Annotated in this window: 25 protein-coding genes, 1 tRNA gene, 1 pseudogene and 1 CRISPR repeat array; of the genes and pseudogenes, 11 read left to right on the top strand and 16 right to left on the bottom strand. The window is 67.2% G+C overall.

The window, feature by feature from the left end:
* Position 1: 1 nt before the first annotated feature.
* The 3 genes from AB0N02_RS02050 to dcd form a co-directional block, all read right to left on the bottom strand.
* The gene (locus tag AB0N02_RS02050; protein WP_363941532.1) at positions 2-1,006 is read right to left on the bottom strand and encodes an inorganic phosphate transporter; all 1,005 of its coding nucleotides are present in this window, start codon (positions 1,004-1,006) and stop codon (positions 2-4) included.
* On the bottom strand, positions 1,007-1,624 hold the full coding sequence (locus tag AB0N02_RS02045) for a DUF47 family protein (protein WP_352014610.1): 618 nt from the start codon (positions 1,622-1,624) through the stop codon (positions 1,007-1,009).
* A 395-nt stretch (positions 1,625-2,019) separates the two neighbouring features.
* Complete coding sequence (gene dcd, locus AB0N02_RS02040; protein ID WP_363941529.1) at positions 2,020-2,595, bottom strand: dCTP deaminase; 576 nt, start codon at positions 2,593-2,595, stop codon at positions 2,020-2,022.
* Positions 2,596-2,703: 108 nt separating this feature from the next.
* On the opposite strand from dcd, the gene AB0N02_RS02035 reads away from it, so the two are divergent.
* Positions 2,704-2,777: transfer RNA gene (locus AB0N02_RS02035), tRNA-Gly, on the top strand.
* Between the two features lie 92 nt (positions 2,778-2,869).
* On the opposite strand, the gene AB0N02_RS02030 is transcribed toward AB0N02_RS02035, so the two are convergent.
* From AB0N02_RS02030 to AB0N02_RS02020, 3 genes are all read right to left on the bottom strand, one after another.
* Complete coding sequence (locus AB0N02_RS02030; RefSeq protein WP_363941527.1) at positions 2,870-3,280, bottom strand: tyrosine-type recombinase/integrase; 411 nt, start codon at positions 3,278-3,280, stop codon at positions 2,870-2,872.
* Between the two features lie 11 nt (positions 3,281-3,291).
* Positions 3,292-3,733: a CRISPR direct-repeat array (repeat unit 27 nt; unit sequence TCGGCCCCGCGCCTGCGGGGGTGGTCC).
* 1,349 nt (positions 3,734-5,082) lie between these two features.
* Positions 5,083-5,439 (bottom strand): helix-turn-helix transcriptional regulator, encoded by a 357-nt coding sequence (locus AB0N02_RS02025; RefSeq protein ID WP_363941525.1) that lies wholly within the window; start codon positions 5,437-5,439, stop codon positions 5,083-5,085.
* A complete protein-coding gene (locus AB0N02_RS02020; RefSeq protein WP_363941523.1) occupies positions 5,436-5,807 on the bottom strand; it encodes a type II toxin-antitoxin system RelE/ParE family toxin in 372 nt (123 codons plus the stop codon). Before AB0N02_RS02020 ends, AB0N02_RS02025 begins: the two co-directional genes overlap by 4 nt.
* Before the next feature lie 328 nt (positions 5,808-6,135).
* Between AB0N02_RS02020 and AB0N02_RS02015 the strand changes: the two genes are divergently transcribed.
* The 3 genes and pseudogenes from AB0N02_RS02015 (at position 6,136) to AB0N02_RS02005 (ending at position 9,146) form a co-directional block, all read left to right on the top strand.
* Positions 6,136-6,771 carry a hypothetical protein gene (locus tag AB0N02_RS02015; RefSeq protein ID WP_363941521.1) on the top strand — a complete coding sequence of 212 codons (636 nt, stop codon included), beginning with the start codon at positions 6,136-6,138 and terminating at the stop codon, positions 6,769-6,771.
* Between the two features lie 7 nt (positions 6,772-6,778).
* Positions 6,779-7,103 (top strand): annotated as a pseudogene (locus tag AB0N02_RS02010) (transposase); the annotation flags it as partial.
* A gap of 1,449 nt (positions 7,104-8,552) precedes the next feature.
* On the top strand, positions 8,553-9,146 hold the full coding sequence (locus AB0N02_RS02005) for a MarR family transcriptional regulator (protein WP_363941518.1): 594 nt from the start codon (positions 8,553-8,555) through the stop codon (positions 9,144-9,146).
* 198 nt (positions 9,147-9,344) lie between these two features.
* On the opposite strand, the gene AB0N02_RS02000 is transcribed toward AB0N02_RS02005, so the two are convergent.
* Positions 9,345-10,604, bottom strand: a complete 1,260-nt coding sequence (locus AB0N02_RS02000) for a glycosyltransferase (protein ID WP_363941515.1) — start codon at positions 10,602-10,604, stop codon at positions 9,345-9,347.
* Between the two features lie 248 nt (positions 10,605-10,852).
* Here AB0N02_RS02000 and AB0N02_RS01995 point away from each other — a divergent pair, with 248 nt between their 5' ends.
* Positions 10,853-11,344, top strand: coding sequence for a MarR family transcriptional regulator (locus AB0N02_RS01995; RefSeq protein ID WP_363941513.1), 492 nt, complete (start codon positions 10,853-10,855; stop codon positions 11,342-11,344).
* 146 nt (positions 11,345-11,490) lie between these two features.
* Here AB0N02_RS01995 and AB0N02_RS01990 read toward each other — a convergent pair whose 3' ends face one another.
* The 5 genes from AB0N02_RS01990 to AB0N02_RS01970 all read right to left on the bottom strand — a co-directional run bounded on the left by AB0N02_RS01990 (position 11,491) and on the right by AB0N02_RS01970 (position 16,151).
* Positions 11,491-12,783 (bottom strand): ArsB/NhaD family transporter, encoded by a 1,293-nt coding sequence (locus tag AB0N02_RS01990; RefSeq protein WP_363941511.1) that lies wholly within the window; start codon positions 12,781-12,783, stop codon positions 11,491-11,493.
* Complete coding sequence (locus AB0N02_RS01985) at positions 12,780-13,223, bottom strand: CBS domain-containing protein (protein ID WP_363941510.1); 444 nt, start codon at positions 13,221-13,223, stop codon at positions 12,780-12,782. Before AB0N02_RS01985 ends, AB0N02_RS01990 begins: the two co-directional genes overlap by 4 nt.
* Positions 13,224-13,607: 384 nt before the next feature.
* The gene (locus tag AB0N02_RS01980; RefSeq protein ID WP_363941508.1) at positions 13,608-14,282 is read right to left on the bottom strand and encodes a glycosyltransferase family 2 protein; all 675 of its coding nucleotides are present in this window, start codon (positions 14,280-14,282) and stop codon (positions 13,608-13,610) included.
* On the bottom strand, positions 14,279-15,277 hold the full coding sequence (locus AB0N02_RS01975) for an NAD-dependent epimerase/dehydratase family protein (RefSeq protein ID WP_363941507.1): 999 nt from the start codon (positions 15,275-15,277) through the stop codon (positions 14,279-14,281). Before AB0N02_RS01975 ends, AB0N02_RS01980 begins: the two co-directional genes overlap by 4 nt.
* A gap of 160 nt (positions 15,278-15,437) precedes the next feature.
* Complete coding sequence (locus tag AB0N02_RS01970) at positions 15,438-16,151, bottom strand: TIGR04282 family arsenosugar biosynthesis glycosyltransferase (RefSeq protein ID WP_363941504.1); 714 nt, start codon at positions 16,149-16,151, stop codon at positions 15,438-15,440.
* 520 nt (positions 16,152-16,671) lie between these two features.
* Here AB0N02_RS01970 and AB0N02_RS01965 point away from each other — a divergent pair.
* The 3 genes from AB0N02_RS01965 (at position 16,672) to AB0N02_RS01955 (ending at position 20,267) form a co-directional block, all read left to right on the top strand.
* On the top strand, positions 16,672-18,150 hold the full coding sequence (locus AB0N02_RS01965; protein ID WP_363941502.1) for a glycosyltransferase family 39 protein: 1,479 nt from the start codon (positions 16,672-16,674) through the stop codon (positions 18,148-18,150).
* A gap of 378 nt (positions 18,151-18,528) precedes the next feature.
* Entirely contained in the window at positions 18,529-19,725 is a 1,197-nt protein-coding gene (locus AB0N02_RS01960) for a molybdopterin-dependent oxidoreductase (RefSeq protein WP_363941501.1), read from the top strand.
* A gap of 8 nt (positions 19,726-19,733) precedes the next feature.
* Positions 19,734-20,267, top strand: a complete 534-nt coding sequence (locus tag AB0N02_RS01955; RefSeq protein ID WP_363941499.1) for a hypothetical protein — start codon at positions 19,734-19,736, stop codon at positions 20,265-20,267.
* A 176-nt stretch (positions 20,268-20,443) separates the two neighbouring features.
* Here the strand turns inward: AB0N02_RS01955 and AB0N02_RS01950 are convergent, their stop codons facing one another.
* From AB0N02_RS01950 to AB0N02_RS01935, 4 genes are all read right to left on the bottom strand, one after another.
* Positions 20,444-20,743, bottom strand: coding sequence for a helix-turn-helix transcriptional regulator (locus tag AB0N02_RS01950; RefSeq protein WP_363941496.1), 300 nt, complete (start codon positions 20,741-20,743; stop codon positions 20,444-20,446).
* A gap of 5 nt (positions 20,744-20,748) precedes the next feature.
* Positions 20,749-21,093: a type II toxin-antitoxin system RelE/ParE family toxin gene (locus tag AB0N02_RS01945; RefSeq protein ID WP_363941494.1), complete on the bottom strand. Its 345-nt coding sequence runs from the start codon at positions 21,091-21,093 to the stop codon at positions 20,749-20,751.
* A gap of 435 nt (positions 21,094-21,528) precedes the next feature.
* Positions 21,529-22,185, bottom strand: coding sequence for a response regulator transcription factor (locus AB0N02_RS01940; protein ID WP_363941491.1), 657 nt, complete (start codon positions 22,183-22,185; stop codon positions 21,529-21,531).
* Positions 22,182-23,324 (bottom strand): sensor histidine kinase, encoded by a 1,143-nt coding sequence (locus tag AB0N02_RS01935; protein ID WP_363941489.1) that lies wholly within the window; start codon positions 23,322-23,324, stop codon positions 22,182-22,184. Before AB0N02_RS01935 ends, AB0N02_RS01940 begins: the two co-directional genes overlap by 4 nt.
* A 134-nt stretch (positions 23,325-23,458) precedes the next feature.
* On the opposite strand from AB0N02_RS01935, the gene AB0N02_RS01930 reads away from it, so the two are divergent.
* The 3 genes from AB0N02_RS01930 to AB0N02_RS01920 all read left to right on the top strand — a co-directional run bounded on the left by AB0N02_RS01930 (position 23,459) and on the right by AB0N02_RS01920 (position 25,468).
* Positions 23,459-24,115 (top strand): DUF1772 domain-containing protein, encoded by a 657-nt coding sequence (locus AB0N02_RS01930; protein ID WP_363941487.1) that lies wholly within the window; start codon positions 23,459-23,461, stop codon positions 24,113-24,115.
* Positions 24,116-24,253: 138 nt separating this feature from the next.
* Positions 24,254-24,580 (top strand): hypothetical protein, encoded by a 327-nt coding sequence (locus AB0N02_RS01925; protein ID WP_363941485.1) that lies wholly within the window; start codon positions 24,254-24,256, stop codon positions 24,578-24,580.
* A 402-nt stretch (positions 24,581-24,982) separates the two neighbouring features.
* On the top strand, positions 24,983-25,468 hold the full coding sequence (locus AB0N02_RS01920; RefSeq protein ID WP_363941483.1) for a MarR family transcriptional regulator: 486 nt from the start codon (positions 24,983-24,985) through the stop codon (positions 25,466-25,468).
* The last annotated feature ends 75 nt before the right edge of the window (positions 25,469-25,543 follow it).

The following is a 25,543-nucleotide window of genomic DNA, read 5'->3' as shown; positions in this document are numbered from 1 at the left end:
TTTACTCGATCATCCAGTGGAGGGCGTAGTAGGACAGCGCGGCGACCAGCGCGGCGGCCGGGATCGTGAGGACCCAGGCGGTCACGATGTTGCCCGCGACCCCCCAGCGCACGGCCGACAGGCGCTTCGTCGCGCCGACGCCCATGATCGCGCTGGTGACCGTGTGGGTGGTCGAGACGGGGGCGCCGAAGCCGATGGCCGCGACGTACAGCACGCTCGCCGCGGCGGACTCTGCGGCGAACCCCTGCGGCGGGGTGAGCGCGATGATCCGGCGGCCGAGCGTCCGCATGATCCGCCAGCCACCGGCGTAGGTGCCCAGCGAGATCGCCGCGGCGGCGGAGAGGATGACCCACTGGGGGATGGAGTCCCCTTCGTGCTGGAACCCGCCGACCACGAGCGCCAGGAAGATCACACCCATGGTCTTCTGCGCGTCCTGCAGACCGTGGCCGAGCGCCATGGCGGCGGCCGAGATCGTCTGCGCGTGGCGGAAGCCCCGGTTGGTCTTCGCGGGCTGGGAGTGCCGGAAACCCCATAGGATGGCGATCATGATGATCGCCGCCAGGAGGAAGCCGATCAGCGGAGACAAGATCATCGGAATGACGACCTTGTCGATCACACCGTTCCAGTGGACGGTGCTCGACGAGGCCAGCGCCGAACCGACCAGGCCGCCGATGAGGGCGTGGCTGCTCGACGACGGAAGCCCGAAGTACCAGGTGATGAGGTTCCAGGCGATCGCACCGACCAGCCCCGAACCCACGATCACCAGGCCGTGGGTGCCTTTCGGGGCGTCGATGATGCCTTTGCCGACAGTCGCCGCCACCTGCGTGCCGAGATGGGCGCCCAGGAAGTTCATGGCCGCGGCCATGAACAGGGCCGCCCTGGGCGTCAGCGCGCGCGTCGAGACCGAGGTCGCGATCGCGTTCGCGGCGTCGTGGAAGCCGTTGGTGTAGTCGAACGCCAACGCCACGACCACCACGCCGATGACGAGTGCGAGCGTGAGGTCCACTTAGCTTTCCTTGACCGCGATCGACTCGATCGTGTTGGCCACGTGCTCGAAGGCGTCGGCGGCCATCTCCAGCTGATCGATGACCTCCTTCATCTTGAGGACGGTCAACGCGTCGTACTCGCCGCCGAACAGCTTCGCGAGAAGCCGGCGGTAGACCTGGTCACCCTGGTTCTCCAGCCGGTTGATCTCGATCCAGTACTCGTTGAGGTTCCTCATGGAACGCAGGCGGGGCATGGCCTCGGCGGTCAGCTCGGCGGCACGTTCCAGAACCTCGACCTGGCGGACGACCTCCTTGGGAAGGTGGTCGATCTGGTAGAGGACGATGAGGTCGGCGGCGGCCTCCATGTAGTCCATCACGTCGTCGAGGTTCGACGCGAGGCGGTAGATGTCCTCGCGGTCGAAAGGCGTGATGAAGCTCTCATTGAGCCGGTTCATGATTGCGTGAGTACGCTCGTCACCGGCGTGCTCACAAGCGCGCATCTTCTCGGCCAGGGCTTCCCGGTCCGACCCGTCACTGATGATCTCTACCAGCAGACGGGACGCTGTGACGAGGTTGTTCGCCGAGTCGGCGAACAAGTCGTAGTAGCTGTCCTCACTAGGCGTGAGACGCAGGCGCACGTCGTTCTCCAGATGTGCGGGGATGGTCCGCAGAGAAGGGTAAGGGTTACCAGCGGAGATGCGAACTTCACCCGCTAGACGCCTACTCTTCCAGTTGGCGCTACCCGGCGTATACCTGGTAACACCTGGGTTGAGGGAGCCTTGGGCGCATCTTTCCGATGACCGTTATGCTGGTTTTGACCCATGTTACGACGTAACTGGTCATCTACGGAGCTCCTCCACACGACGGTGATCAGCGCGTTACCGTCTCTCCACGTACCCCGCTCCCCCTCTTGCGATGCCCGGAAATCCCTCTCTCACCGAGCCATCGCACGGGACTCCCGGCGCCCCGGCAGCCCCCGAAAAACCCCACGGTGATTTCCGTCACCACCCCCTCTCATCATCCCCCTCATCCCTCAGATCTGGGTCCGGTGGAAGTTCATGTACGAACGGCTCGGCGTCGGCCCCCGCTGCCCCTGGTAGCGCGAGCCGTACCGCTCCGACCCGTACGGATGCTCGGCGGGCGAACTGAGCCGGAACATGCACAGCTGCCCGATCTTCATCCCCGGCCAGAGCTTGATCGGCAGCGTCGCGACATTGGACAGCTCCAGCGTGACGTGGCCGCTGAACCCCGGATCGATGAAGCCGGCCGTGGAGTGGGTGAGCAGGCCCAGCCGCCCCAGCGAACTCTTCCCCTCCAACCGGGAGGCGATGTCGTCCGGGAGGGTGATGACCTCGTACGTGCTGGCCAGAACGAACTCCCCGGGATGGAGGATGAAGGGCTCGTCCCCCTCGGGCTCGACCATCCGCGTGAGATCGGGCTGCTCGATCGCCGGGTCGATGTGCGGATACCTGTGGTTCTCGAAGACCCTGAAGTATCGATCGAGCCGTACGTCGACGCTGGACGGCTGGATCATCTCCGGCTGGAAGGGGTCAAGCCTGACCCTGCCGGACTCGATCTCGGTAAGGATGTCGCGATCAGAAAGCAGCACGTGAGGCAACCTACCAACGCCGCGACTCGCGAACGGTCCAGAAACCCGACCCGCGGACGGCGAGAGTGGCCGAAGTTTCCGCTACAGTAGTGGACGCGGTAAGCCGCTGCGGGTGTAGTTCAATGGCAGAACATCAGCTTCCCAAGCTGACAGCGCGGGTTCGATTCCCGTCACCCGCTCCAAGAGCAAAGGCCCAGTTCAGGGATGGATTCCCGATCTGGGCCTTGATTGTTTCCTGAGACGTTTCTCACTCACGTGCCAGATCCATGCCAGATCAGTTGATCTTGCTCTCGGCGAAGGGCTCGTCCTCCTTGGATCTGAGCCCCTCCTTGACGATCTCCCCGAGGGCATCGGCGATGGCCCGGTCCCTGTCCTTGGCCGCGTGCAGATAGACCATCGCCGCCTTGGTGCTGGAGTGCCCCATCCTCGCCATCAACTCCTTGAGCGAGGCCCCGGTCATCGCCGCCAGCGTGTTGCCCGTGTGCCGCAGGTCATGAATGTGGATCTTCGGAATCCCTGCCTCCGCCACGGCCCTGGCCCAGACCTTCGTGAAGTTGCTTCGCCGGAGCTGAGCGCCCTTCTCCCCCACGAAGACCAGGCCATCAGGTGCCGGCTCGCTGAACCGCTGGAGGTGCCAGGTCAGGTCACCGACGATCTCCTGCAGAGTGACTACCCGAGTGCCCACATCCGACTAGCTGTCCCCGCACGCGCGGGGCCGACGACCCCTGAAAGGCGCCCCTTCGTTCCCCTCTCGGACCATCCCCGCGCCTACGGGGCCGACGCATATCGACGCCTCGCGACAGAGGGCGCACAGGTCGGCCCCGCGCCTGCGGGGGTGGTCCCGGTCTGGACGTGATCCGGCTCGGCTCAGGCAAGTCGGCCCCGCGCCTGCGGGGGTGGTCCCACGAGATTCCGGATGAGGTACCCCAGGCCCTGGTCGGCCCCGCGCCTGCGGGGGTGGTCCGCAGCTGGAGGAAAGGCTGTGGTCGCGGAGCCGACCCCGCGCCTGCGGGAGTGGTCCTGTGTCCGACGACGACCGCATGTACTGCCCCATGTCGGCCCCGCGCCTGCGGGGGTGGTTCCGTCTACGCCGGCCCAACCGGATCCGAGACCTTGTCGCCCCGCGCCTGCGGGGGGTAGTCCGTTCAGGAGAGCGGTGGTGTCGAGGACGCGGCTGTTGTCCCCTCGCAGGCGGGAGTGATTCCACGAAGACGGAAACCGTGCTCCGTACCAAGAGCAGCAGCCTTGTGGCCGCTGGATAGTTCGAGCCTCTGCTACAGCTGTGCGGTAATGCCCGTATCTGCCCTGCACACGTCTACTCACCTCTGCGGATTTGAATTCTCACGAACAAGATCATCGGTGTGCCCACGTGGGCACACCGGGCCGGCAAGAGTTGACAGAACCTCGCAGAACCCGCTCCAACCCCATCGTCGCGAGCAGCGAAAACAGCAAACCCGCAGGTGAGAACCCTCTTACCTGTCCGGTTCGATTCCCGTCACCCGCTCCAAGAGCGAAGGCCCAGGTCAGGGATCATTTCCCGACCCGGGCCTTGATTGTTTTCTGAGCCTCTTCGATCTTCCGTGCCCGCTACGTGCCCGATCCCTCTCGGACTTCAGCCTTCAGGACCTCCTCGGCGATCTTCCGTCCCGGTCCCCCTCGCTGTGTAGGTAGATGAGCGCGGCCCGCGTAGTCAAGCGGCGGCGCGCCGCGCCGCCGTATCCGACGCACTCGCCGGCCCCTGCGACGCGCCGCCGGGAACCGTATGCTGCCCGGATGGACGCGATCGCGATGCTCGGATGGCTTCTGGAGCACGATGTGAACGCCCTGATCAGGGTGGACGCCGAGCGCGGAGGTGTTCGGCCTTGGACCTTCCATGCGAGCGGCGGACCCCAAGATGACCGATGGGCCGTGCGAGCCGATGCATACTCGGCGGAAGAATGTCTCCAGCGGGCTTGTAAGGCGCTCAGGGCTCATGGGCTGAATCTGCCCGAATAAGGCAGCTGACTGAGGTCAAGCACCTCCCCGGTACCACCCTCACGATCACCTGGCGGTGGCTGATCTCCGTACAGGGTTTGGGGGCGATCGACGGTCCGGGGTTTCGTCCCTCAACCCCAGCCCACCGAGCACCAAGACGACGAAGGCGAGACGTTCCCCATGTCCCTCTCGTGCCCGTTGCGTGCCCGTCAGGAGGGTGATCAAGGGGGACTCACGGGGAACCACGGTCACTCACCCCGCTCCCCCGCAGGTCGGCGTCTTCCCAGCTCAGTGACCAAGCGCGACAGAGACTTCCCAAGCTGACAGCGCGGGTTCGATTCCCGTCACCCGCTCCAACATCGAAGGCCCAGCTCAAGGATGTGATCTAGAACTGGGCCTTCCTCGTTCCCCTGGCGCTGACGACTCCTGAGCAAGCCTGTCGCGGCTGAAGACCGCTACCGGGAAGGAGCAGCGGAAGCCTGCGGACTAAGCCTCGAAGTGGCCGTCTGTAACTTATGCGGTCGCGAGCTGTCGGTGATGCACCGTTAGAGGCTCGATTTCAGTGGTGTCGTCGTCGACGACGAGCTCGACGCGGAACCGAACCCCCATTGCCGCACCGAGGCGCAGCAGTGTCGCTATATCCGGGATACCGCCACCGCCCTCGATGCGAGACAGGGCGGGTTGGGACATCCCGGAGCGCTCCGCTACGACCTTCTGAGACAGGCCTCGACGCCTACGGATCTCACGCAACTGGTCTCCGAGCTCCAAGTCACGGCCCGCCTGCTCGTATTCGGAGTGGGGCTGCGCATCCGCTTCCATCTCGCGCAGACGCTTCGCCTTGTAGGTTTCCCAACGGCTGTGACCCATCATGCGCTCCTCTCGAACACGTGCGTGGTGGTTAGGTCGTGCTCTGCCTCACACCGCTTCTTAGCAGCGATCGCTCGGTCGATATCGGCGGTCTGCGTCCCGTCCTGTGTCTTGCGGAAGACCGTCAGGACCACGATCACCTTGTTGGATGGCTTCCAGAAGGTCAACCGCCAGGTCGTGCGGTCGAGAGAAACACGCAGCTCGTGCACACCTTCGGCATCCTTCAGCTTCTTCACGTGATCCCCATCAGGGATGCCACCAGTGACGAGGTAGTCGTCTACGTTCCGCATAACCCGCTGGTAGAGCGGAAAGGAAAGTCCGTCCAGCCAAGACTCCACCTCCGGCTCTAGGTCGATCCCCCACTGAGACATACCATCAATAGTATATGCACTCGATGGTAACTCGTGGCGGGGATGAATACCAGACCTGCCCCCGCACCCACTCCTCGATCTTGGTTGCTCGTCCAAGTCCTCCCGCGCAACGTTGATCACGTGCCAGATCCGTGCCAGAACAGGCGGGGAACACCGGTCATCCACGGGGACTCACGGGGAGCCATGCCCCATCTACCTGCACCCCCGTTCTCCCTGCTCAGCCCACCAACACCAGCAGCCGATTCCCAAGCTGACAGCGCGGGTTCGATTCCCGTCACCCGCCCCAAGAGTGAAGGCCCAGCTCAGGACGTGAATCCGGGGCCGGGCCTTGATTGTTTCCAAGGCTGTTGATCTTGCGTGGGGGATAGCGGGCGATCTCGGTGCCCAGGTTTTGAAACGCTGTCCAGTGGGAGGCTCAGGCCCAGAGTGGTCCCACGGCTATTGGGTCGCCGAGACCCGCAAGCTGCTCACCGACCACCAGGTCACGGTCTCCGCCACCACCATCCGGTTTACCACCGCCGCACAGCCGCGTAGTTTCCTGGACAACAACGACGTCCCCGCCCAACGGCCCCAAATCTCCGAAACGCTTTCGCGCCCTGCTCTGACCGCGATGAGCCGCGAAGAACTCCGCCAGATGATCGAGCGACTCACCTCACTCCAAGCTGCCCGCCTCGAACGCCTCCGCTATCAGCGACGCAGCGGTGAACGACTCCCCGGAGCCCGAGGCGGCATCTTCCAACAGAAGATCACCGATGCCGAGCGGATCCTCGCTGCCATCCTCTACCAGCGGAAATTCTGCGTACGGCAAGTCCTCAGCGAACTGTTTGAAGTCAGCTCCCGCACGATCGGCAACACTCTCATCGAGACCCGCCCACCCCTGGAACACGGCGGCTACAACCCCGCACCCATCCCAACCCGCCACCGGACCGCAGCCGCGCTCCTCGCCTCCATCTCGCCGTGTTGATTCTCAACGGCTTCACTACGCGCGAAACTTGATCACGCGCGTTCCGAAATCGGCCCAGCCGTGGGTGGCCACCATGCTGCGCACCGTCTTCGAGCAGCCCGACGCCGAGTCGGTCCACGCCCAGCAGCGCCATGTCGTCGAGGTCTTGGAAGCCAAGTACCTGGCCGCCGCGGCGCATCTGGACGAGGCCCGAGACGACATCTTGGCGTTCACCGCCTTCCCCAAGGCCGTGTGGTGTCAGACGTGGAGCAACAACCCCCAAGAGCGTCTGAACAAGGAGATCCGCCATCGGACCCGTGGGCATCTTCTCCAACCGGGAGGCGATCGTGCGGCCGGCCGCGAGCACCGGTGGCCGGCGCCATGCTGCTCCTCACGGTAGCTGCCGCCCGCTCGACGTCGGGCAGGAGTGTCATCACCCGTCTGTGATGAAGTGGTCCGCTGCATCACAGACGGGTGATGACGAAGAGTCTTTTAGCCTTGCTTTCATTCAGTCGCCTGGTTGGCTCTTCGAGCTGTTCCTGTATGCTCTGCCGCGACCGGATGAGCTTGTGGTCGACTCAGATTGTTTGATATCCGACCGATATCGGCCATGAGCTGCTGCTGCATTTGGCATTTGATCTAACGGAATTAGCGACCCAAGGGCCGTAAAGCGTGGTGTAGCTACCACCACTATTCTGACAGAAGAGCACGACCCGTGTCTGAGTCACTCCGGTACCGCTGCACATCGCCCAGCCAGTGCCGCCGCTAATGCCAATCTCCGCACTACTGCTGCAGGTCGCCGCCTGGGCGGGGGCAGCCGGTGACATTAGAGCTGTCGCGGCGGCGATCGCGGCCACCGCGGCCACCGAAACGCCGAACTTCTTGATACGGCTCATTAGTTATCTCTTTCGGCGTCGATGTTTACTTTTTGATGGTAGTCACAGCTTTGGTGGATATCCATAGGGGATGGTATGCAATTTGAGTGAGCGTTTTACGGGCTAGCCACAGGGCCGCAGACCGAAGTCCGAAATAAGAAAACAGTCTGGTAGAGAGGGCTTGCGCTCACGGATCCGGTAGCAGATCTTCCCGGTGGCCAGGTCCAGGGCACCGAGCAGGTGCATGACCCAGTTTTCGAGCGTCGTTGACACACGCTGGCGCATGACCCCCGTGCCCGCTGCGTGCCCGCCAGGAGGGGGATCAAGGGGGAACCACGGGGAATCACGGTCACTCGACCCGCTCCCCCGCAGGTCAGCGTCTTCCCAGCTCAGCGGCCAGGCGCGATGGAGACTTCCCAAGCTGACAGCGCGGGTTCGATTCCCGTCACCCGCTCCCCCCTTCACCCAGCCTGACCAGGTAATCCCTTGATCACCGGTCAGGCTTTCGATCTTCATGGGCTCAGCATGGGCTCACGCCGCCGAACGATCTCCCGGATTCCCTCTGGCATGCCCTCTGAACAGCTGAAACTGACTCCGTCGCACACATGGAAACCCGCGTTCGCAAGGACGGGAAAACCAGGTCCTACCGATTCACCAGGTCCGCCTGCGCGTCGGACGCCTCAGCCACCAGCCGTCGGCGGTCACACCGGAACCGATCAAACCGGAGTGCAGCAACCAGGCGTAGCAGTCCGCCGACCCCCTTGACCATCCGGTTGGATCGTCCTCGCCCGAGCGGCCGGCGGGCCCGCGGGGCCCGGCAGGTCTCGCCACAGTGGGCAGGCGGTGAAAGACTTCGTTGACGGCTCCCGCTCGGAGGGCGGTGTCGAACGACGACTCCCGCTCGGAGGGCGGTGTCGAACAGTGCTCATGACAGAGCATCAGGCGGGCCGGATGGACGGCGTGGACCTCGACGCTGTCACCTCGGCGGTCCTCACCGGTTCGCGGCTGCTGGTGGCGATCGCCACCCGATCGCCGAGCTCGGTGGAGGATCGGGTGACGCTGCCGCGGTTCCGCATGCTGGTCGTACTGGCCGGTCACGGCGAAACCAAGCTCGTCACGATGGCGGAGCCGCTCAACGTCAACCCCTCCACGGCGATGCGGATGGCCGATCGTCTGGCGGCCTCGAACCTGATCGTCCGCAGGACCAGCCCGAGTAACCGCCGCGAAAGCCTCATGTGTCTCACCTCCGCGGGCCGAAGGCTTGTCGACGAGGCGACCGCACTCCGCACACCGCCACGCGTCGTTGTCGACGCCCAGAACCTCACCTTCTGCGACTCCACTGGGCTGAGCGTTCTCACGGCGGCGCTGAACACGATCGAGGCCGCAGCGGGACAGCCAGTGATCGGCGGCACTCACCACCGGCTGGCCCGCATTCTCAAGATCACTGGTTCGGACAGGAGGCTCCGGCTCCACCCCACCGTCGAAAGCGCGGTGGAGCACCTCACCGCGATCGAGAAGTGACGCGAACTCGGCACAGATCCGGCAGTGCTCGCGCGCCTGGCACTTACCTCGGCGAACAGTCAGCGCCAGAGGAGAACTCCACGCGCATCAGATCGGGTTTAACATCGCCCTGCTCAGAGGTCGGCCTGACAGGCGTCGCGGGCGTGAGCGGTCGACGGACCAGGTCGGCCAGGTGCGGTCCGAAAGCGGGAGCGAGGCTCATGGCAGTACCCCTTTCAGAATGTCGACGGCCTGAGCTGCGCCGTTCTCAGCACAAATCCTCTGCGCGAGCCGCTCGGCCCGTTCGGCGATGACGCGGTCGGTGACGGCCCGGCGAACGGCTTCGGCCAAGCCCTCCGCGGTCAGGCGGCGTTGCGGCTGCGGGGCGGGAGCCACCCCGGCGGCGTGCATGCGCTCGGCCCAGAATGGCTGGTCGGCGACGAAGGGACAGACCACCTGAGGGCGCCCCGAGGCCAGTGCCGCGCCGGTGGTGCCGCTGCCGCCGTGGTGGACGACGGCGGCCATGTGTGGAAACAGCCAGTCGTGGGGGGCCTGGTCGAGCAGGAACGTCTCTCGCGGCAGGTCCTCTATCTGGATGCCGCCCCACCCGGCGGCTACCACCGCCCGTACTCCGACCAGTCTCACCGCCTCGGCCACGATCCGGCCGAGGCGGCGCGGGTCGGTGCCGGCCATACTGCCGAAACCGATGTAGACGGGCGGATCTCCCGCGTCCAGGAACGCGGCGAGCTCGGCCGAGGGCTCCCAGTCCGGTGGTGCGGGCAGGAACCAGAAACCTGTCGTGTGTACCCATGCCGGATAGTCCAGGCCGTCGGGCAGCACGTGGGGACTGAATCCCTGCAGCACGGTGGCGGGTTCGCCGTCCGGGCGGCGCAGGAAGTCGTGCGCTCCTTTCCTGCGGGGCAGGTGAAGGATGTCCTCACGCAGCTGTTTTCCGCCCATGGAGCGCAGCATCAGCTTGAGCGGCAGGTAGGAGGCCCGGTTCAGCGCCCGTGGCAGCGGAATGGGGAGCATCGGGTTGCGGAAGGCCTCGGTCGGCACCCAGATCGGTTGTAACAGGGCGGGAACGGCGGGGACGCCCAGTTTCTCGGCGATGTGGCAGCCGGGGATGTTCGGTGCGTGCACGATCACGTCCGCGCCCCTCTCGGCCACCCGGGCCATGTCCGCCAGCACTCTGGCGAGAAGGGGCTTGCTACGCCTCATGACCTGTAGGGCGATTTTCTTGCCCCGGATACCGCGGTAGTTCGTCTCGATGGCCTCGCGCAGCTCCGGGTCGGCCATCAGCGTGTTGGGCCCGTCGTGGACGGGGACGAAGTCCAGGCCGTATGGCTCGGCGAGGGCGGCGGAGGCGGCGGGCGCGGCAAGGGTCGCCTCGTGCCCCTCCCAGCGGAGGGCCAGGGCCAGCGCCGCGTAGGGCTGGACGTCTCCGCGTGTGCCATGGGTGAGGATGAGCACCCTCATCGCGTACCTCTTTCCTTCTCGGCGGTTCCTTCTTGACGGTTTCGGCGACCCGCCAGGCGACAGGTGCGCGATCCCCGGGGGGAGAGGGTCACCGGGTTGCGGGTTGGCGGTGACCGTCGGCCTCCAACCGCCCTATCAATCTTTATCGAGATTTCGGAAGTTAGCGAACTTTGCGGAATTTTGGAAGACGCCATAGGCTGGTGAGCCTGGGAAACCTCGGACACGCGATGACCGGAAGGCGACGACACGTGGATGACACAGCGGGCGAGCCTGCGGAGTCCGCTGAGCATCTGGCACTCGTACTGACCACGGGCGGCCTGCAGCGGATGACGGCCCGGGTGCTGGCTGCGCTGATCTTCAGCGAGCAGCCCAGCCTGACCATGGGAGAGCTGAGCGAGTCGCTGCGGGCCAGCGCGGGCACCGTCTCCGACGCGGTCAAGGCTCTCGGAGCCGTCGGCCTGGTCGAGCGCGTCCCGGCGCCGGGCAGCCGCCGGGGACACTACCGGCTGCCGCCAGGTGCCTGGGCCGCGATGCACTCGCAGCAGAACACCATGATCGCGGCCATGCTCCAGGCTGCGGAGAAGGGCCTGGCACAGGCCGAACCGGGCGGGCACGCCGAGCGGCGCCTGCGGGAGATGCGCGACTTCCACGGGTTCCTGATGCGCGAGCTGCCCCGGCTCATGGACCGCTGGCAGAGCGGGCGAAACACCTCCGCCGAACCTCCCGGTTCGGCGGACTAGGGCCCTGTCGAACTAGGGCCCTGTCGAAACGATCAGCGGGGAGCAGCGCACCGCGCGTTACCGTAACAGCAGGCGCGGAGCGAGAGTGTATAGAGGTCTCGCACAGAAACTTCCGCGAACCTGACGGATCCTTGACGCTCTGATGCTCAGATGAGGTAGCGCAGCCACAGGTACGGCGTCACCAACGCGACGGTGGTGAGGGTGACGACCAGACCGTACCTGGTGAAGTCCCAGAAGCTGATCGGGGTGCGGTTGCGGGCGGCGATGCCGATGACGACGACGTTGGCCGCCGCGCCGACGGCGGTGGCGTTGCCACCGAGGTCGGCGCCGAAGGCCAGCGCCCACCACAGCACCTGGGCATGGTCGTTGCCGCCGCTCGCCTGCACCAGGTCGGCGACGATCGGACTCATGGTGGCGACGTAGGGGATGTTGTCCACGATCGCCGACAGGCCGGTCGAGATCCACAGCAGACCCATCGTGGCCAGCCCGAGCCGCCCGCCGGTCGCGTTCACCGCGAGTTCGGAGATCCGGCCGATGACGCCGGTCTCGACCAGGGCCCCGACCATGACGAACAGCCCCGCGAAGAACACCAGGGTGGGCCATTCCACCTCGGCGATGGCCTCCTCGGTGGTGACCTTGGTGACGGCCACCAGGACACCCGCGCCGAGGATCGCCACGACCGACGGCTCGTAGTGCAGAACCGGATGCAGGACGAAGGCGGCCAGGACCAGGGCCAGCACGGCCAGGCTCTGCCACAGCAGCGTCCGGTCGGCGATCGCCTCCCGCTCGTTCAGGGCCATGATCTCGGCGGCCCGCTCGGGGTCGTAGACGAACGTCTTGCGGAACATGACCCGGCACAGGCCGACGAAGACCAGGACCAGCAGCAGCACCATGGGCGCCATGTGGACGAGGAAGTCGTTGAAGGTCAGGCCGCCCCGGCTGGCGATGATGATGTTGGGCGGATCGCCGACCAGGGTGGCGGTGCCGCCGATGTTGGAGGCCATCGCCTCGGCGATCAGGAACGGGACGACCGGCAGGGCGAGCCGCTCGCAGACCAGGAACGTCACTGGGGCGATGAGCAGCACGGTGGTGACGTTGTCCAGCAGTGCCGAGGCGGACGCGGTGATGACGACCAGCAGCACCATCAGCCGGAATGGGCGTCCCCTGGCTCGTTTGGCCGCCCAGATCGCCAGGTACTCGAAGACCCCCGTCTGCTTGAGCACCCCGACGATGACCATCATGCCCAGCAGCAGGAAGATGACGTTCCAGTCGATGCCGGTGTGCTCGGAGAAGAACGCCGCCCCCGAGTCGGTGGCGTGGATCAACAGCATGATCCCCGCCCCGCCCAGCGCGGCGGCGACCCGGTGGACCCACTCGGTGGCGATCAGCGCGTACGCACCGAGGAAGACCGCCACCGACAGCCAGGCGAGCGCCGTCACAGAGCGAGCATCCGGTCCATGAGCGCCTGCAGCGTGACCGCTCCCCGCAGGCGATCTCCGTCCATGACCGCCACCAGTGGACTGTGGGTGCGCGCCATCAGCGCGGCGATCTCCAGCACGGTGGCGTCCGGATCGGTGATGGGCAGTTCCCGCGGGTTGGCGGGCAGGCACTCACGCACGGTCCGCCCGGCCAGGGACCGCAGGAAGGTGTCGGCGTGCGCCTCGTCCACCACCCGCGCCAACGCCGGGTCGTCCTGGCAGTAGCCCGGAACGGCCAGGCGCAGCACCTGGGTGCCGGGCAGGATGCTGAACGGCGAACCGTCGGCGTCGACGACGATCAGCCCGGGCAGGTCGTGAGCCGCCAGTAACCGGGCGGCCTCCAGGACCCGGGAGTCCAAGGAGACCGTCGGGAAGTCGGTGACCAGATCACGAGCGCGCATGACAGTCCTTGAAGATCGACAAAACGGACTGCCGACCAGTCTTCCCGGCTCACCTGGCCCCAACCTATCAATGATCATGAGGCCGGAGAAGGCAAGGATCAAAGAGAAGAAAGGAGCCGACAAGAGTGAGAGCCGCGAGGCCCGCGGCAGACGGCTGCCCGGTTCTTCTCAAGGTTCGATCACACCGCTCAGGCGGCGCACCCTCCGGCCACGCGAAACCGGCACCGGCCTTGAGCCCACGACGGGAGTGGGAACGAGGACGGCCGTTTATCGCGTTCTCGGCGCGGAAGAGTGTGACCTCGGCGAACCGCGGCCACCGGGGGACGAGCGGCTGCGTACGTCCGCCGATCACGGCGGTACCGCGGCTCGCGAGCGCGAAGATTCTCAGGCGGAGCCGGGCGGCGCGTCCCGGTCCGTCATGACCCGCCGCATGTCGGCCACGGCCCTCATCGTTCCCCGTACGGTGCCGGTCACCTTGGATCGTCCGTCGCGCCGGAGGTAGTCGACGTCGACCTCGGTGATGCGCCAGCCGCTCGCGGCGGCCCGCAGCACCATCTCCAGTGGATAGCCGAAGCGCCTGTCGGTGAGTTCCAGGGCCACGAGCCCTGCCCTGGAGCAGGCGCGCATCGGTCCGAGGTCGTGCACGTCGACCCCGGTACGGCGGCGCAGGCCCCGGGCGAGAACGGCGTTGCCCATCCGGGCGTGCAACGGCCAGGCCCCGCGATCCCGTGGCCTGCGCCGGCCGAGCACGAGATCGCTCTGCCCGCTCAGGACCGGAGCGGTGACGCGGGGAAGCTGGCGGGGGTCCAGGGAGGCGTCGGCGTCCATGAAGCACACCACGTCGGCGGTGGCCGCCAGGAGCCCGGCGTGACAGGCCGCGCCGAACCCGCGTTGTGGCTCCCGTACCAGGTGCGCGCCAAGGGAGAGGGCGATCTCGGCCGAGTCGTCTGTGGAGCCGTTGTCGACCACGACCGGCCGGTACCCCTCGGGCATGCGGTCGAGCACCCAGGGCAGCGCGGCCGCCTCGTTCAGGCACGGCAGGACCACGTCGACCGTCACGGCGTCGCCCCCAGCGGGGCGGTGGCGAACTCCCTGACGCCCGTCTCGAAGTCGACGGCGGCGTGGAAGCCGAGCTCGGTGTGGGCCCTGTCGGGGCAGGCGACGATGTGCCGGACGTCCCCGAGCCGGTACTCGCCGGTGACGACCGGGGCGGGACCGCCACGTTCGGCGGCCAGGACCGCCGCCAGTTCCCCGATGGTGCGCGGCGCGCCGCTGGCCACGTTGTAGGCGGCCAGCGCGCCCGTGACGAACGGGGCGCGGGCGGCGGCCAGGTTGGCGGCGGCGACGTCGCGGACATGGACGAAGTCGCGGCGCTGGCGCCCGTCCTCGAACACCCTCGGTGCCCGCCCCGCCTCCAACTGGGAGCGGAAGATGGCCGCGACCCCTGAGTACGGGGTGTCGCGCGGCATGCGGGGCCCGTACACGTTGTGGTAACGCAGGGCCACCGCTCCTCCCCCGGTCTCCCTGGCCCAGTTGGCGGCCAGGTGCTCCTGGGCGAGCTTGGTGGTGGCGTAGGCGTTGCGGGGATCGAGTGGTGCCTCCTCGCCGATCGCCGCAGGGCTCAGCGGCATGCCGCAGCGTGGGCAGAACGGCTCGAAGTGACCCCGGTCGAGGTCGGCCGTCGAACGCGGCCCCGGCCTGACCGGCCCGTGCTCGGCGCAGTCGTAGGCGCCCTCGCCGTAGACCACCATGGAGGAGGCCAGCACCAGCCGGCCGACGCCCTGCCGGGCCATCGCCGCCAGCAGGACCGCCGTACCGTACACGTTGACCGAGGCGTAGCCGGGCAGGTCGGCGACGTCCACCCCGAGGCCGACCTTGGCCGCCTGATGCGCGACCAGATCCACGCCCGGCAGCAACCCGTCGAGGACGGAGGCGTCCCTGATGTCGCCGCCGGTCCGCAGGTCGAGCCCGACCACCTCGTGCCCGGCCGCCCGGAAGGCCTCGGCCACGTGACCTCCGATGAAACCGGCCGAGCCGGTGACCATCACTCTCACCTGACCGACGGTAGTGACGGCGTCACCTCCGCAGAAGCTCTGCCACGCCGACGTTCGCAGGCCGTAAGAACTACGAGCCCGGCTGCCAGAGCGTAGGAGGGCGTGGCCGGGCCGCCCAGGTAGGCGACCACTCCGGCCACCACGTCCCCTGGAACCCGCCTCACGGAATCGACCGATCAATGGAGCGGCCCGTCCTGGCGAGTGTGACGGCGAAGAGAGACCGTGGGGCAAGAGCGGCCACGGCGGACGCGTCCGCCGCGCTGTCCACGTCGGTCAGGCACGGCATCGGGGCGACGCTCAACCCGGCCTCTCTGAGCCTCCGCAACTGGATCTCACCGGTGGTCGGCTTCGACATCGGAACGCCGAGCAGCAGCGCCGGGTCGGGGACGCGCAGGCCGAGCAGCCAGAATCCGCCGTCCGTCGCCGGCCCGAACACCGCGTCGTGGATACCGAGCAGGGACAGCGCCAGGGCCAGCATTCCCGGCGTGACCTGCGGGGTGTCCATGCCGATGAGCACGGTGGGGACAGGCAGGAGGCGATGGGCGTCGTCGAAGGCCGCCGCGAGCCGCTGGTCCAGCCCGGATCCATGCTGCGGCAGCACCGTGAAGCCCTCGGGGAGCCACACTCCCGGAACGCCGTCAAGCACGAGCACGTGGCGGGCGGCCGGTACGCGGGCGACCGTCCGCAGCGTGTCCTCCAGCGCCGCGGCGGCCAGCGCCGCGGCCTCACGCGGGGTGAAGGGCGGGGTCAGCCTGGTTTTGACCCTCCCGGGTACCGGTTCCTTGGCGATCACCAGGATCTGGGCCCGGGACGGTCCCGCCCAGAGGTGAGAAGGCGGGTTCCGGCCGTACCGCCCGGCCGCGGGCCCGCTCACGCCCCGCCCCGGCGGACCATGATCCGGCGCAGGTGGAAACCGCCCGGCGTCCGCCCGAGCCCCCGCGGCAGGACCGCCTCCCCGTCCGGGCAGGGCGGCACCACGTCCATCCCCATAGTTCGACGCTAGAGCTGCGAGATATACCGAGACCTCATGGCGTGGTCATCTACTTTCCGGGAAACATCCAGTTCATGTCCACGATCAGAGGGTGCCTCGGGATGGGGACCGGATGCCGCCACGGCGGCATGGTGACGTAAATTTTACGCAGGCAATTTCTCGTGTAACGGAAAACTTAAAATCGTCGCGCGAATGTCCTGGACAGGCGGCCTTGACCGGGTCGAGACCGCTTCATGCGACGCGCCGGCCCTGCCGCCGGGGACTTCGCCGATAATGTGACCGGTGTGGCCGTGAACGTGTTCCCATCCCCTCCGGACAGAGCCGAAGCCCCGCCGTGAGCGCTCGGCCGCACTCCCACGGGTTTCAGAGCGGTCGTCTCGGAGAGCGGCTCGGCCCGGCAGGTGTGGCACGGCTTCCGATCATGCTCGCCGCGGCCGCGGGACTCGTCGCGATCGTCGCGTGCGTCGCCACCGCCGTCAGCCGGATGGGCTATCCGTACGCCCTGGAGTGGCTGGAGGGCAACTCCCTGGTCGAGGTGGAACGGCTGCTCACCGGCCTGCCGCTGTACTCCTCTCCCACGGTTGACTACGTGCCCGACGCCTACCCCCCGCTGTACTTCGCCGTCTCGGCGGCCCTGGCGGGCGTGCTGGGGGTCTCCTATCTCCCGCTCCGGCTGGTCTCGCTGACCGCCTCTGCCGGTTGCTTCGTCCTCCTCGCGCGACTGGTCCAGCGCGAGACCGGGGACCTGACCGCCGGGGTGGCCGCGGCGGGACTCTACGCCGCGACCTACTTCGCCGCCGGTACCTGGCTCGACTTCGCCCGGGTGGACTCGCTGTTCCTTTTTCTCAGCCTCGCCGGGCTGTACGCGGCCCGGTGGATGCGCGGGCCAGGCGGCGCGGTGGTCGCCGGACTACTGCTCGCGGCCGCCTTCCTCACCAAACAGAGTGCGCTCGCCCAGGCGGGGGCGATCACCGTGGCGCTGCTGTGCGGCCCCCGGCGCCGTCTGGGAGGGGTACTGGCGGCGACGTTCGCGGGGACGGTGGCCCTGACCACGCTCTGGTGGGGCATGACCAGCCACGGCTGGTACGTGTTCTACGTCTTCGCACTCCTCGCCCAGCATCCCCTTGAGCACACCGCGTTCATCGGGTTCTGGACCTGGTACCTGTTACCCACCCTCGGCATCGCGCTCGGGGCGGTCCTGCTCGCGGTACGGCGGATTTCGCTGCTCATCGGCCTGAGCTGCCTCGCGCTGGCCGCGGAAGGCTACGCCGGTCTCCTGCACACGGGTGGTGCGGTGAACAACATGCTCCCGGTCTACGCGGCGGTGGCGTTGCTCGCCGGCGTCGGGATGGGCGGCTCGACGGTGAGTCCAGGCCGGGCGGCGGCCGCGGGCACACTGGTCCTGGTGCAGATCGCCGTCCTGGCCGTGGGGGTTCTCACCGCGGGCCGGGTGGTCCCGGGCGCCGACGACCGCCGCGTGGGCGACCGGCTCAGCGTGTGGCTGGGGGGCTTCGACGGGCCGGTCGCGGTCTTCTCCGATCCGGGCCTGAACGTGCTGGCCGGGCTCACGCCCGTGGCCCACCGAGCCGCCATCGCCGATGTTCTGCGCGGCACCGGCGGCGTTCCCCGGGCACAGCTCGAACGCAGTATCGCCCGCGCGGTGGCCGAACGGCGATTCGCCGCGATCGTCGTCGAGCAGTCCACCGATCTCCAGGGCTTCCCACCCGACCTGACACGGAACTACCGCCGCTGTCCCCAGAGGCTGCTGGCGGGCGTCCCAGACGAGGTGTTCCGCCCGATCGGTGGGGGACCGCGCCCCTCGACACTGTGGCTTCCCGTGGACCGGGGCTCCTGCACGGAGATCACCCGCCTGCTCGGGTGACCGCCGGGGACCGTATCGGCGGCCTGGGCGGCCATGGGAGCCGCTACGCAACACGACGACGGTCCGAGAATGATCGAAAGCGATCAGCTACCCTGCCTAAAGGGGATGTTTCCGACAAATAGCACCATTAACCCGACGTTGGGCCACCGGCCTGAGCGCATGGATGCTTTCGGCAGACGCTGATTTCGGGGTGATTCGATGTCAGATCAGCCGTCCCGAAGGGACACTCATCACGACCGCGAGCCCGCCAGGAGAACGAGCCGCAAAACCGCACGTCTGAGACGAGACGCCGCCGCCTGGCTACGGGAACATCCGCCACCGGGCCCGTTCCGGCCGGAGTTCTGGCGCAGCCCGCTGCGCGGCCCGTGGCTGACGTCGATGTTCGGCCTGATACTGCTGGTGGGGATCCCGATCGTCGCGATCACGGGGCTGGTGTCCTACGCCGCCTACAACCCGCGGCTGCCGGGCAACGACACGACTCCCGAACGAGGATGGCTGGGCTTCTATCTGTTCGACTGGCCCACAAATCCGGCATGGCTGTACCGGGTCACGCAAGGAGTCCACGTCATCTTGGGACTGACGTTGGTCGCGGTACTGCTGGCCAAGCTGTGGTCGGTGATTCCGAAACTGTTCGCCTGGCCACCGGCACGCTCCCTCGCCGAAGCGGTGGAGCGCGCCAGCCTGCTGCTCCTGGTCGGCGGCGTGGTGTTCGAGTTCGTCACCGGCATCCTGAACATCCAGCTCTTCTACGTTTTCCCGTTCTCCTTCTACCCCGCGCATCTGTACGGGGCGTGGATCTTCCTCGCGGCGTTCGCCGTCCATGTCGCCTTCAAGCTGCCGAAGATGGTCCGGTCGCTGCGGTCGCGACGCCTGCTCGACGAGCTGCGGACCGGCCTGGACGGCACCCGGCCGGAACCTCCCGATCCCGACGGCCTGGTTCCCCCGGCCCCGGAGGCACCCACCATGTCACGGCGAGGCCTGCTCGCCTTCGTCGGCGGCGCCTCACTGATCACTCTTGGCCTGTCCGTCGGTCAGACCTTGGACGGGCCGCTGCGCCGTACCGCGCTGCTGGCCCCCCATGGACGCGCCTACGGCCCAGACCCCAACGACTTCCAGGTGAACAAGGCCGCCGCCGCCATGAGCATCGATCCGGCCGACACCGGCCCGGACTGGCGACTGGAGCTGGCCGGACCGCGCCCCACATATCTGAGCCGTGCGCAACTGCTGGCGATGCGGTTACACACCTACGCACTGCCGATCGCCTGTGTGGAGGGCTGGTCGACCGAGCAGACCTGGACCGGCGTACGGCTGGCCGACCTCGCCCGGCTGGCGGGGGCGGCGCCCGGCACCGTGGAGGTGTTCGTCGAGTCCCTGGAACGTGGGGGCGCCTTCGGCCAGGCGTCGCTGAGCACAGGCCAGGTGGCCGACCCCCGCTCCCTGCTCGCGTTGCGGGTCAACGGCGCCGACCTGTCCCTCGATCACGGTTATCCCGCCCGGATCATGGTCCCGAACGCCCCCGGCGTGCACAACACGAAGTGGGTCCGCAAGCTCAGTTTCCACCCTGCGACGGCGTGAGGATGGCCATGCTCTCCCGGATCCACAGCATGCGTCGGCGGATGGCCACCGGCTACGGTGCCGACCCGTTGCACCTGCTCGCCCTGATCGCCTGCTTCGCCCTGGCCGGGTACGCCGCGAGCCGCGTCGTCGCCGCCGGCATCTGGGCCGGTTTCCTGGTGTGGTTCGTCGGCGCCGCGATCATCCACGACCTCCTGCTGTACCCGCTGTACACCCTCGCCGACATCACCGCGCGGCGGCGCCCGTGGCGCCGCCGCCGGCCGCCGGGTCCCGTCCCGTGGCCTCCGTGGACCAACTACCTGCGCGTGCCCACCGCGCTGTCCGGGCTGCTGCTGCTCATCTGGTTCCCCCTCATCCTGGAGTTGGCCGAAGTCAACTACCGCAGGTCAACGGCACTGGACACGAGCCCGTACCTGGGCCGCTGGCTGCTGGTCACCGGCGTGCTCTTCGCCGGATCAGCGCTCGCCTACGCCATCCGGTTGCGCCGGAGAAAAACCTCTCCCAGGCCACGAACCCACCTCCGCCCGCCGCGTGCTCCATGAGCCTTCCCCAGCAGTTGACCGGGCAACTCCTTTCACGCGAGGCGACCCGTCCAGCCAGGTCGTACCCGCTCGCCCCTACTGGACGGAAGCTCCGCGGCCGCTGGGAAAGGAACGACCTTGATTCGGCTTCGCAAACCTGACCGTCCGCAGAAAGATCATGGGAACACCTCGAAAGATCAGCTCGCCTCGCGCAGTGGCTGGAACTGAACGCTCAACCTCATCTCCAAGGCCTCCGCGAGCCGCTCCAGCATCGGAATGGTCGGCATCGTCCCGCCCGACTCAAACCGCGCCACCGCCGGCTGCTTCAACCCCGTACGCTCGGCCAGCTCGCTCTGGGTCAGACCGAGCTGCTCACGGCGCAGCCGTACCGCCTCACCCAGCTCAAAGCGGATCCTGGCAGCCTCGTACGCCGCCCCCGCTCCCGGGCGGCTCATGATCTCAGCCCGCTTGGCGCTCCAGCTCTTGCGCTCGCCCATGCCGCTCACTCCTCGTCTGCCGTGTGAGCCTCAGCGACACACCGCTGCATGGCCCGCCACGCCCGCTCAATCTCGGCGGACTCGCGCATCCGCTGCTTGCGGAACACCGTCAGCATGATGATCCGCCTACCCGGTGCGATCCGGTAAGTGATCCGTACCGCCTCCCGATCGAGGTGAAAACGCAGCTCACGCAGCTTGCCACGGAGCTGACGAGTGTAGGGCTCATCCGGCAGGACGCCACGCTCGGCCCGCAGGTCGACGTAGAACGCCGCCGTCTCCTGGTCCTCCTGATCAAGCGTGTCGAACCACTCATCGACCTCTGGCTCCAGTTCCACCTCTCCCCGGTTCATAACACGGACGTTATAGCGACGGCAAGTACCGCGTTCCGAAAATGCTCAGCTCTCTCCGACAGGAAGGATCGACGACGGACAAGGCGATCAGGCATGCGGACACATTCGCGGGTGCGCCATGCCCCATGCATGCTCGTCCAGGTCCTTCCAGGCGACGTTGATCACGTGCCAGATCCGTGCCAGAACAGACGGGGAACACCGGCGTGAACACCCGCAGCAGTCGGTCGAAGCGGCTCATCCGCAGCCCGGCGAAGGTCTCCCCCCAAAGGATCAGCTCGTTATACCCCGCCCATGTGAGAGAAACGCCCGCTCGCATTCTTCTGCGACAAGCTCTGGAGGCCGTGGCCGGGCGTCACCTACGACCTGTATGTGACGCTCGATTTCTGTTCGCGGTACGCGGTCGGATGCCGGGCCGAGCTCCGCGAGAGCATCGATTCATTCAAGGGCGGTGACCAGCCCGGATTGGTAGGCGAAGACGACGAGTTGAGCGCGGTCGCGAGCCTGTAGTTTGACCATGGCTCGGCTGACGTGAGTCTTGGCGGTAGCCGGGCTGATGACCATGTGCGCGGCGATCTCGTCGTTGGACAGACCTCGGGCGACCAGCGCCATCACCTCGCGCTCGCGGTTGGTGAGCGTGCCGAGTCCGGTGGCAGAGGTCCTGGGGCGGCGAGCGACGAACTCACTGATCAGTCTGCGCGTGATGGCGGGCGCGAGGAGTGCGTCGCCGCGGGCCGCGACGCGGATGCCGTACAGGAGGTCGGCCGGTTCGGTGTCCTTGACGAGGAATCCGGTCGCACCCGCGCGCAGGGCGTCGAAGACGTACTCGTCCAGCCCGTAGTTGGTGAGGATCACCACGCGGACGTTGCTCAGATCCGGGTCGCCTGCGATCTGCCTGGTCGTCTCGATACCATCCATGACCTGCATCTTCACGTCGATGAGCGCGACGTCGGGGACGTACCGGCGGGCGAGGGCAAGGCCCTGCCGGCCGTCGGCGGCCTCGGCGACCACCTCGATGTCGTCCTCGGCCTCCAGCAGGGCACGAAATCCCCCGCGGATGAGCGCCTGGTCGTCGACAAGCAGCACGCGGATCACAGGAGTTCCTTCACAGGGAGTTCGGCGCGGACGGTGAAGCCGCCTTCTGACCGGGGTGCGGCGCGCAGCCGACCGCCGAGAGCGGTGACGCGCTCGCGCATGCCGGTCAGGCCGATGCCTGGCACGGGACTCCCGCTCGGGCTGTTGTCGCCGTCGTCGTCGATCTGCACGGTCAGCTCGCCGGGAGCGTAACCGATGTGCACCGAAGCCGACGCTTGGCCCGCATGACGGGTGATGTTGGTCAGCGCCTCCTGAACGATCCGGTAGGCGGTGCTGTCGACGGCGGCGGGTAGAGTCTGCCGATCACCGCTGATCGTGACGGTGGTGGGCAGGCCGGCAGAACGGGCTCTGTTCACCAGGTCGTCGAGCCGGTCCAGCCCGCTGCCCTGCGATTCGTCGGCAGCATCGTCGCGCAGTACCTCCAAGGTGGCGCGGAGTTCGCGCATGGCCTCGCCACTGGCCTCCTGGATGGCCAGCAGCACGCTTGGCACCTCCTGCCCGCGTTTGCGTGCGAGGTGGACGGCCACCCCGGCTTGCACCTTGATGACCGAGATGCTGTGGGTGAGCGAGTCGTGGAGCTCCCTGGCGATGCGCAGCCTTTCCTCGCCTGCCCGCCGCAGCGCGACCTCCTCCCGGGTGCGTTCGGCTTCGGCGGCCCGCTGCTCGGCCTGGTGCAGGTAGGCCGCCCGATGCTTGCTGACCATTCCCGTGACCGCGGCGGCGAGGAACCAGCCGAGCAGCAGAACCGTGCGATCAATGAGATCTTGGACGGACCGTTCGGTGGCCTGGGCCAGGCTGACCGCCAAGGTACCGCCCAGGAACGCGGCACCGGCGACCACCGTGAGCCCCCGGTGGCCCGCCCGGACCGTGGCGTAGATCGCAACCAGCACGGGGAAGGCGGCCGGTGGCCCCGGATTCGTCCGCGTCGCGAAGAGCAGCATGCACGCTGTGGTGATGACCAGAACGCTCACCGGAGTCCTGCGCCACGCGACGAGCGCGAGCGAGGCGACCACGATGGTCAGGTAGTCCAGGGGATGCGTATCGGGGGCCGACAGCGCGCCGACCGTCAGCAGCGCGCCCACCACCGCCGCGAGTGACACGTCCGTCGCCGGCGGGCGCCATCCGACCTTAGACCTCATCCCTGCACAGTAGGGCCTGTCCTGATCGCCCTCCTCCGCACCAGGTTGGAGTCCGCGCTGCTCCCAGCGTGGTAGTCCCGTCCGCGTCTGCGCTCCGCAGCGTAGCCGAAGGAGTCCTCCCAGGTGGGACGACTGTGAGCGGCGGCGAAAGCGACGATCTCGGCATGAGAACGACTCAGATGGAAGCCGCGACACGGGAGCCGCGTGGCCTCTTCTCGAAAAAGGCTCCGGCAGGTACGGCAGGCGCCTGGCGCCTGGCGCCTGGCGGACAAGTAAACGTGTTCTTCGTTCTCATAGGAGATCTCATCGTGCTGGTTCGCCCCGTCAAAGCGTTCGCACTTCTGTCCACCGGCTTGCTCTCTGGCGCATTCAGCTATGGCGCAGTGAACGTCGCATATGCGTTCCGGATCGTTCCCCTCGATGTGCGTTTCACTTTCCACACGGCGCTGATGCAGGTGAACGGCTTCGTCATGCAGACATTGATGGCCTTGGCAGTGCTCAGTTCACTCCTGCTGGCCGTCATGACGCGCGCCGCCCCGCGACTTCTCGCCGCAGGCGCGGCAGCCTTGGCCGTGATCTCGTTCCTGGTCACCCGATTCGGCAACGTGCCCATCAACGGCCAGATCAAGCAGTGGGCCCTCACCTCGGCTCCGGCCGATTACGCGGCGATCCTGCAACGGTGGGAGGCATTCCACGTTCTGCGAACCTCCACCGCGTTCGTCGCGTTCTTCCTCATCGTCCTTCTCACCGTCGGCAGCGATCGGCTCAAGAAGTCCGGCACCGCTGAATGACGGACGACCGTGCCACCCCCTTCACCGGACCTCGCCGACCATCTGAACCGCCGTGCTTGTGCTCTGCACACGCGGTCAATCGTTAGGGGATCACCCATGTATGCCGTACCACGGCGGCTGCTGTTCACCTTGACCCTCATGTCCACCACGCTGCTGGGCGGCTCCGAAGTGGCGTTCGCGGCGCCCCCGGCCCCGGGCGCCGCCACGGCCCGCGGCTGGAGCGCCACCTGGACCGCCTCGCCGCAGCGCCCGAGCGCGAACTACACCCCGAACTGGTCCGAGCAGGGTTTCGCGAATCAGACGATCCGCCAGGTGGTCCGGATCAGCGTCGGTGGAGCAGCGGTCCGCGTCTGCGGCGTGTTCTCGTCCGCCCCGGACCCGGGGTGGCGAACCACGCGAAGGCGGCGAGGACTGCCAGAATCACCCATCCGGACCCCTGCGCGCTTTTCGGTCTCGTTTTATTGACTCAATGTCCCCGCCGGTAATACTTGCCTGGAGGCATGGCAACTCCCTGAAGGTAAACCGATGATGTTTGCGGCGCGTCGGCCTATGGGGGATATAAACACGGGGGATATCGCCACCGAAATCGGAGGCCTTTTCCGCGTGCCAGGCATCGGTCTTCTCGCCTTTCACGCCGGCGGTCTTCTGGCGGCATCGGTGTCGAAGACTTTCCCGTCCAGGATGAGGTGGGCAGGCCGCGGCGAAGGCACCGAACTTCGGTGAAACGGGCGAATGGGAAGGCCTGTATGCGGCCCGGTAGAGGAAGCCGCCAGCACGCCCGCGTCCGTGGCGATCACCCAGCGATCGCCACGGACCCGCTAGTTGTTGATGATGCAACACCGCCCCCTGCCGGACTACGATCCCTCCATGCCCGAGCGCGCGAACGTCAGGAATCTCGTCCCCATCACCGAGTTGCTGTCCTATCGCCTGTCACGCACATCGGCGGCCCTCTCCCGCAGTGCGGCCCTGCGCTACCGCCGCGAGTTCGACGTCACCCTCGGCGAGTGGCGGGCGATCGCCCTGATCGCGGCCGATCCGACGCTCACCCTGAACCGGCTGGCCCGGCGCGCCGGCCTCGACAAAGCGCAGATGAGCCGCGTCGTGACCAAGCTGACAGAGCGGGGCCTGGTCAACCGGACCGCGGGGTCCGGACGGACATTCCAGCTGGCGCTCACCGAGACGGGCATAGAGCTCTACCGCGGCCTCATACGTGCGGCGAACGAGCGCGACGCGACGTTCCTCGCTGTCCTGTCCCCGGAGGAGCGAAAGGTGCTGGTGCGCGCACTCGACAAGCTCGCCGACCTCGCACTGGACGTGGAGCGCCAGGAACGCGACCACCCAAACGATCTCTAGGGTGTTGACAACGTCAACAGATTTGCGTACTCCTAGAGCCAGCACGAGGAGGTGGCTCGATGGCCGACGCGATCA

The sequence above is a fragment of the Streptosporangium sp. NPDC051022 genome (assembly GCF_040683035.1).
In the GTDB taxonomy this organism is placed as follows: domain Bacteria; phylum Actinomycetota; class Actinomycetes; order Streptosporangiales; family Streptosporangiaceae; genus Streptosporangium.
Note: the sequence above shows the minus strand (reverse complement) of the source record. Positions and strands in the feature narration are given on the sequence as shown.

Coding starts and splice junctions, on each gene's coding strand:
- AB0N02_RS01955 (WP_363941499.1), top strand. CDS start 19,734: ATGCTCTCCCGGATCCACAGCATGCGTCGGCGGATGGCCACCGGCTAC.
- AB0N02_RS01960 (WP_363941501.1), top strand. CDS start 18,529: ATGTTCGGCCTGATACTGCTGGTGGGGATCCCGATCGTCGCGATCACG.
- AB0N02_RS01945 (WP_363941494.1), bottom strand. CDS start 21,093: ATGAACCGGGGAGAGGTGGAACTGGAGCCAGAGGTCGATGAGTGGTTC.
- AB0N02_RS01920 (WP_363941483.1), top strand. CDS start 24,983: ATGCCCGAGCGCGCGAACGTCAGGAATCTCGTCCCCATCACCGAGTTG.
- AB0N02_RS02005 (WP_363941518.1), top strand. CDS start 8,553: ATGACAGAGCATCAGGCGGGCCGGATGGACGGCGTGGACCTCGACGCT.
- AB0N02_RS02000 (WP_363941515.1), bottom strand. CDS start 10,604: ATGAGGGTGCTCATCCTCACCCATGGCACACGCGGAGACGTCCAGCCC.
- AB0N02_RS01925 (WP_363941485.1), top strand. CDS start 24,254: ATGTCCACCACGCTGCTGGGCGGCTCCGAAGTGGCGTTCGCGGCGCCC.
- AB0N02_RS02025 (WP_363941525.1), bottom strand. CDS start 5,439: ATGATGGGTCACAGCCGTTGGGAAACCTACAAGGCGAAGCGTCTGCGC.
- AB0N02_RS01950 (WP_363941496.1), bottom strand. CDS start 20,743: ATGGGCGAGCGCAAGAGCTGGAGCGCCAAGCGGGCTGAGATCATGAGC.
- AB0N02_RS01985 (WP_363941510.1), bottom strand. CDS start 13,223: ATGCGCGCTCGTGATCTGGTCACCGACTTCCCGACGGTCTCCTTGGAC.
- AB0N02_RS02020 (WP_363941523.1), bottom strand. CDS start 5,807: ATGTCTCAGTGGGGGATCGACCTAGAGCCGGAGGTGGAGTCTTGGCTG.
- AB0N02_RS01935 (WP_363941489.1), bottom strand. CDS start 23,324: ATGAGGTCTAAGGTCGGATGGCGCCCGCCGGCGACGGACGTGTCACTC.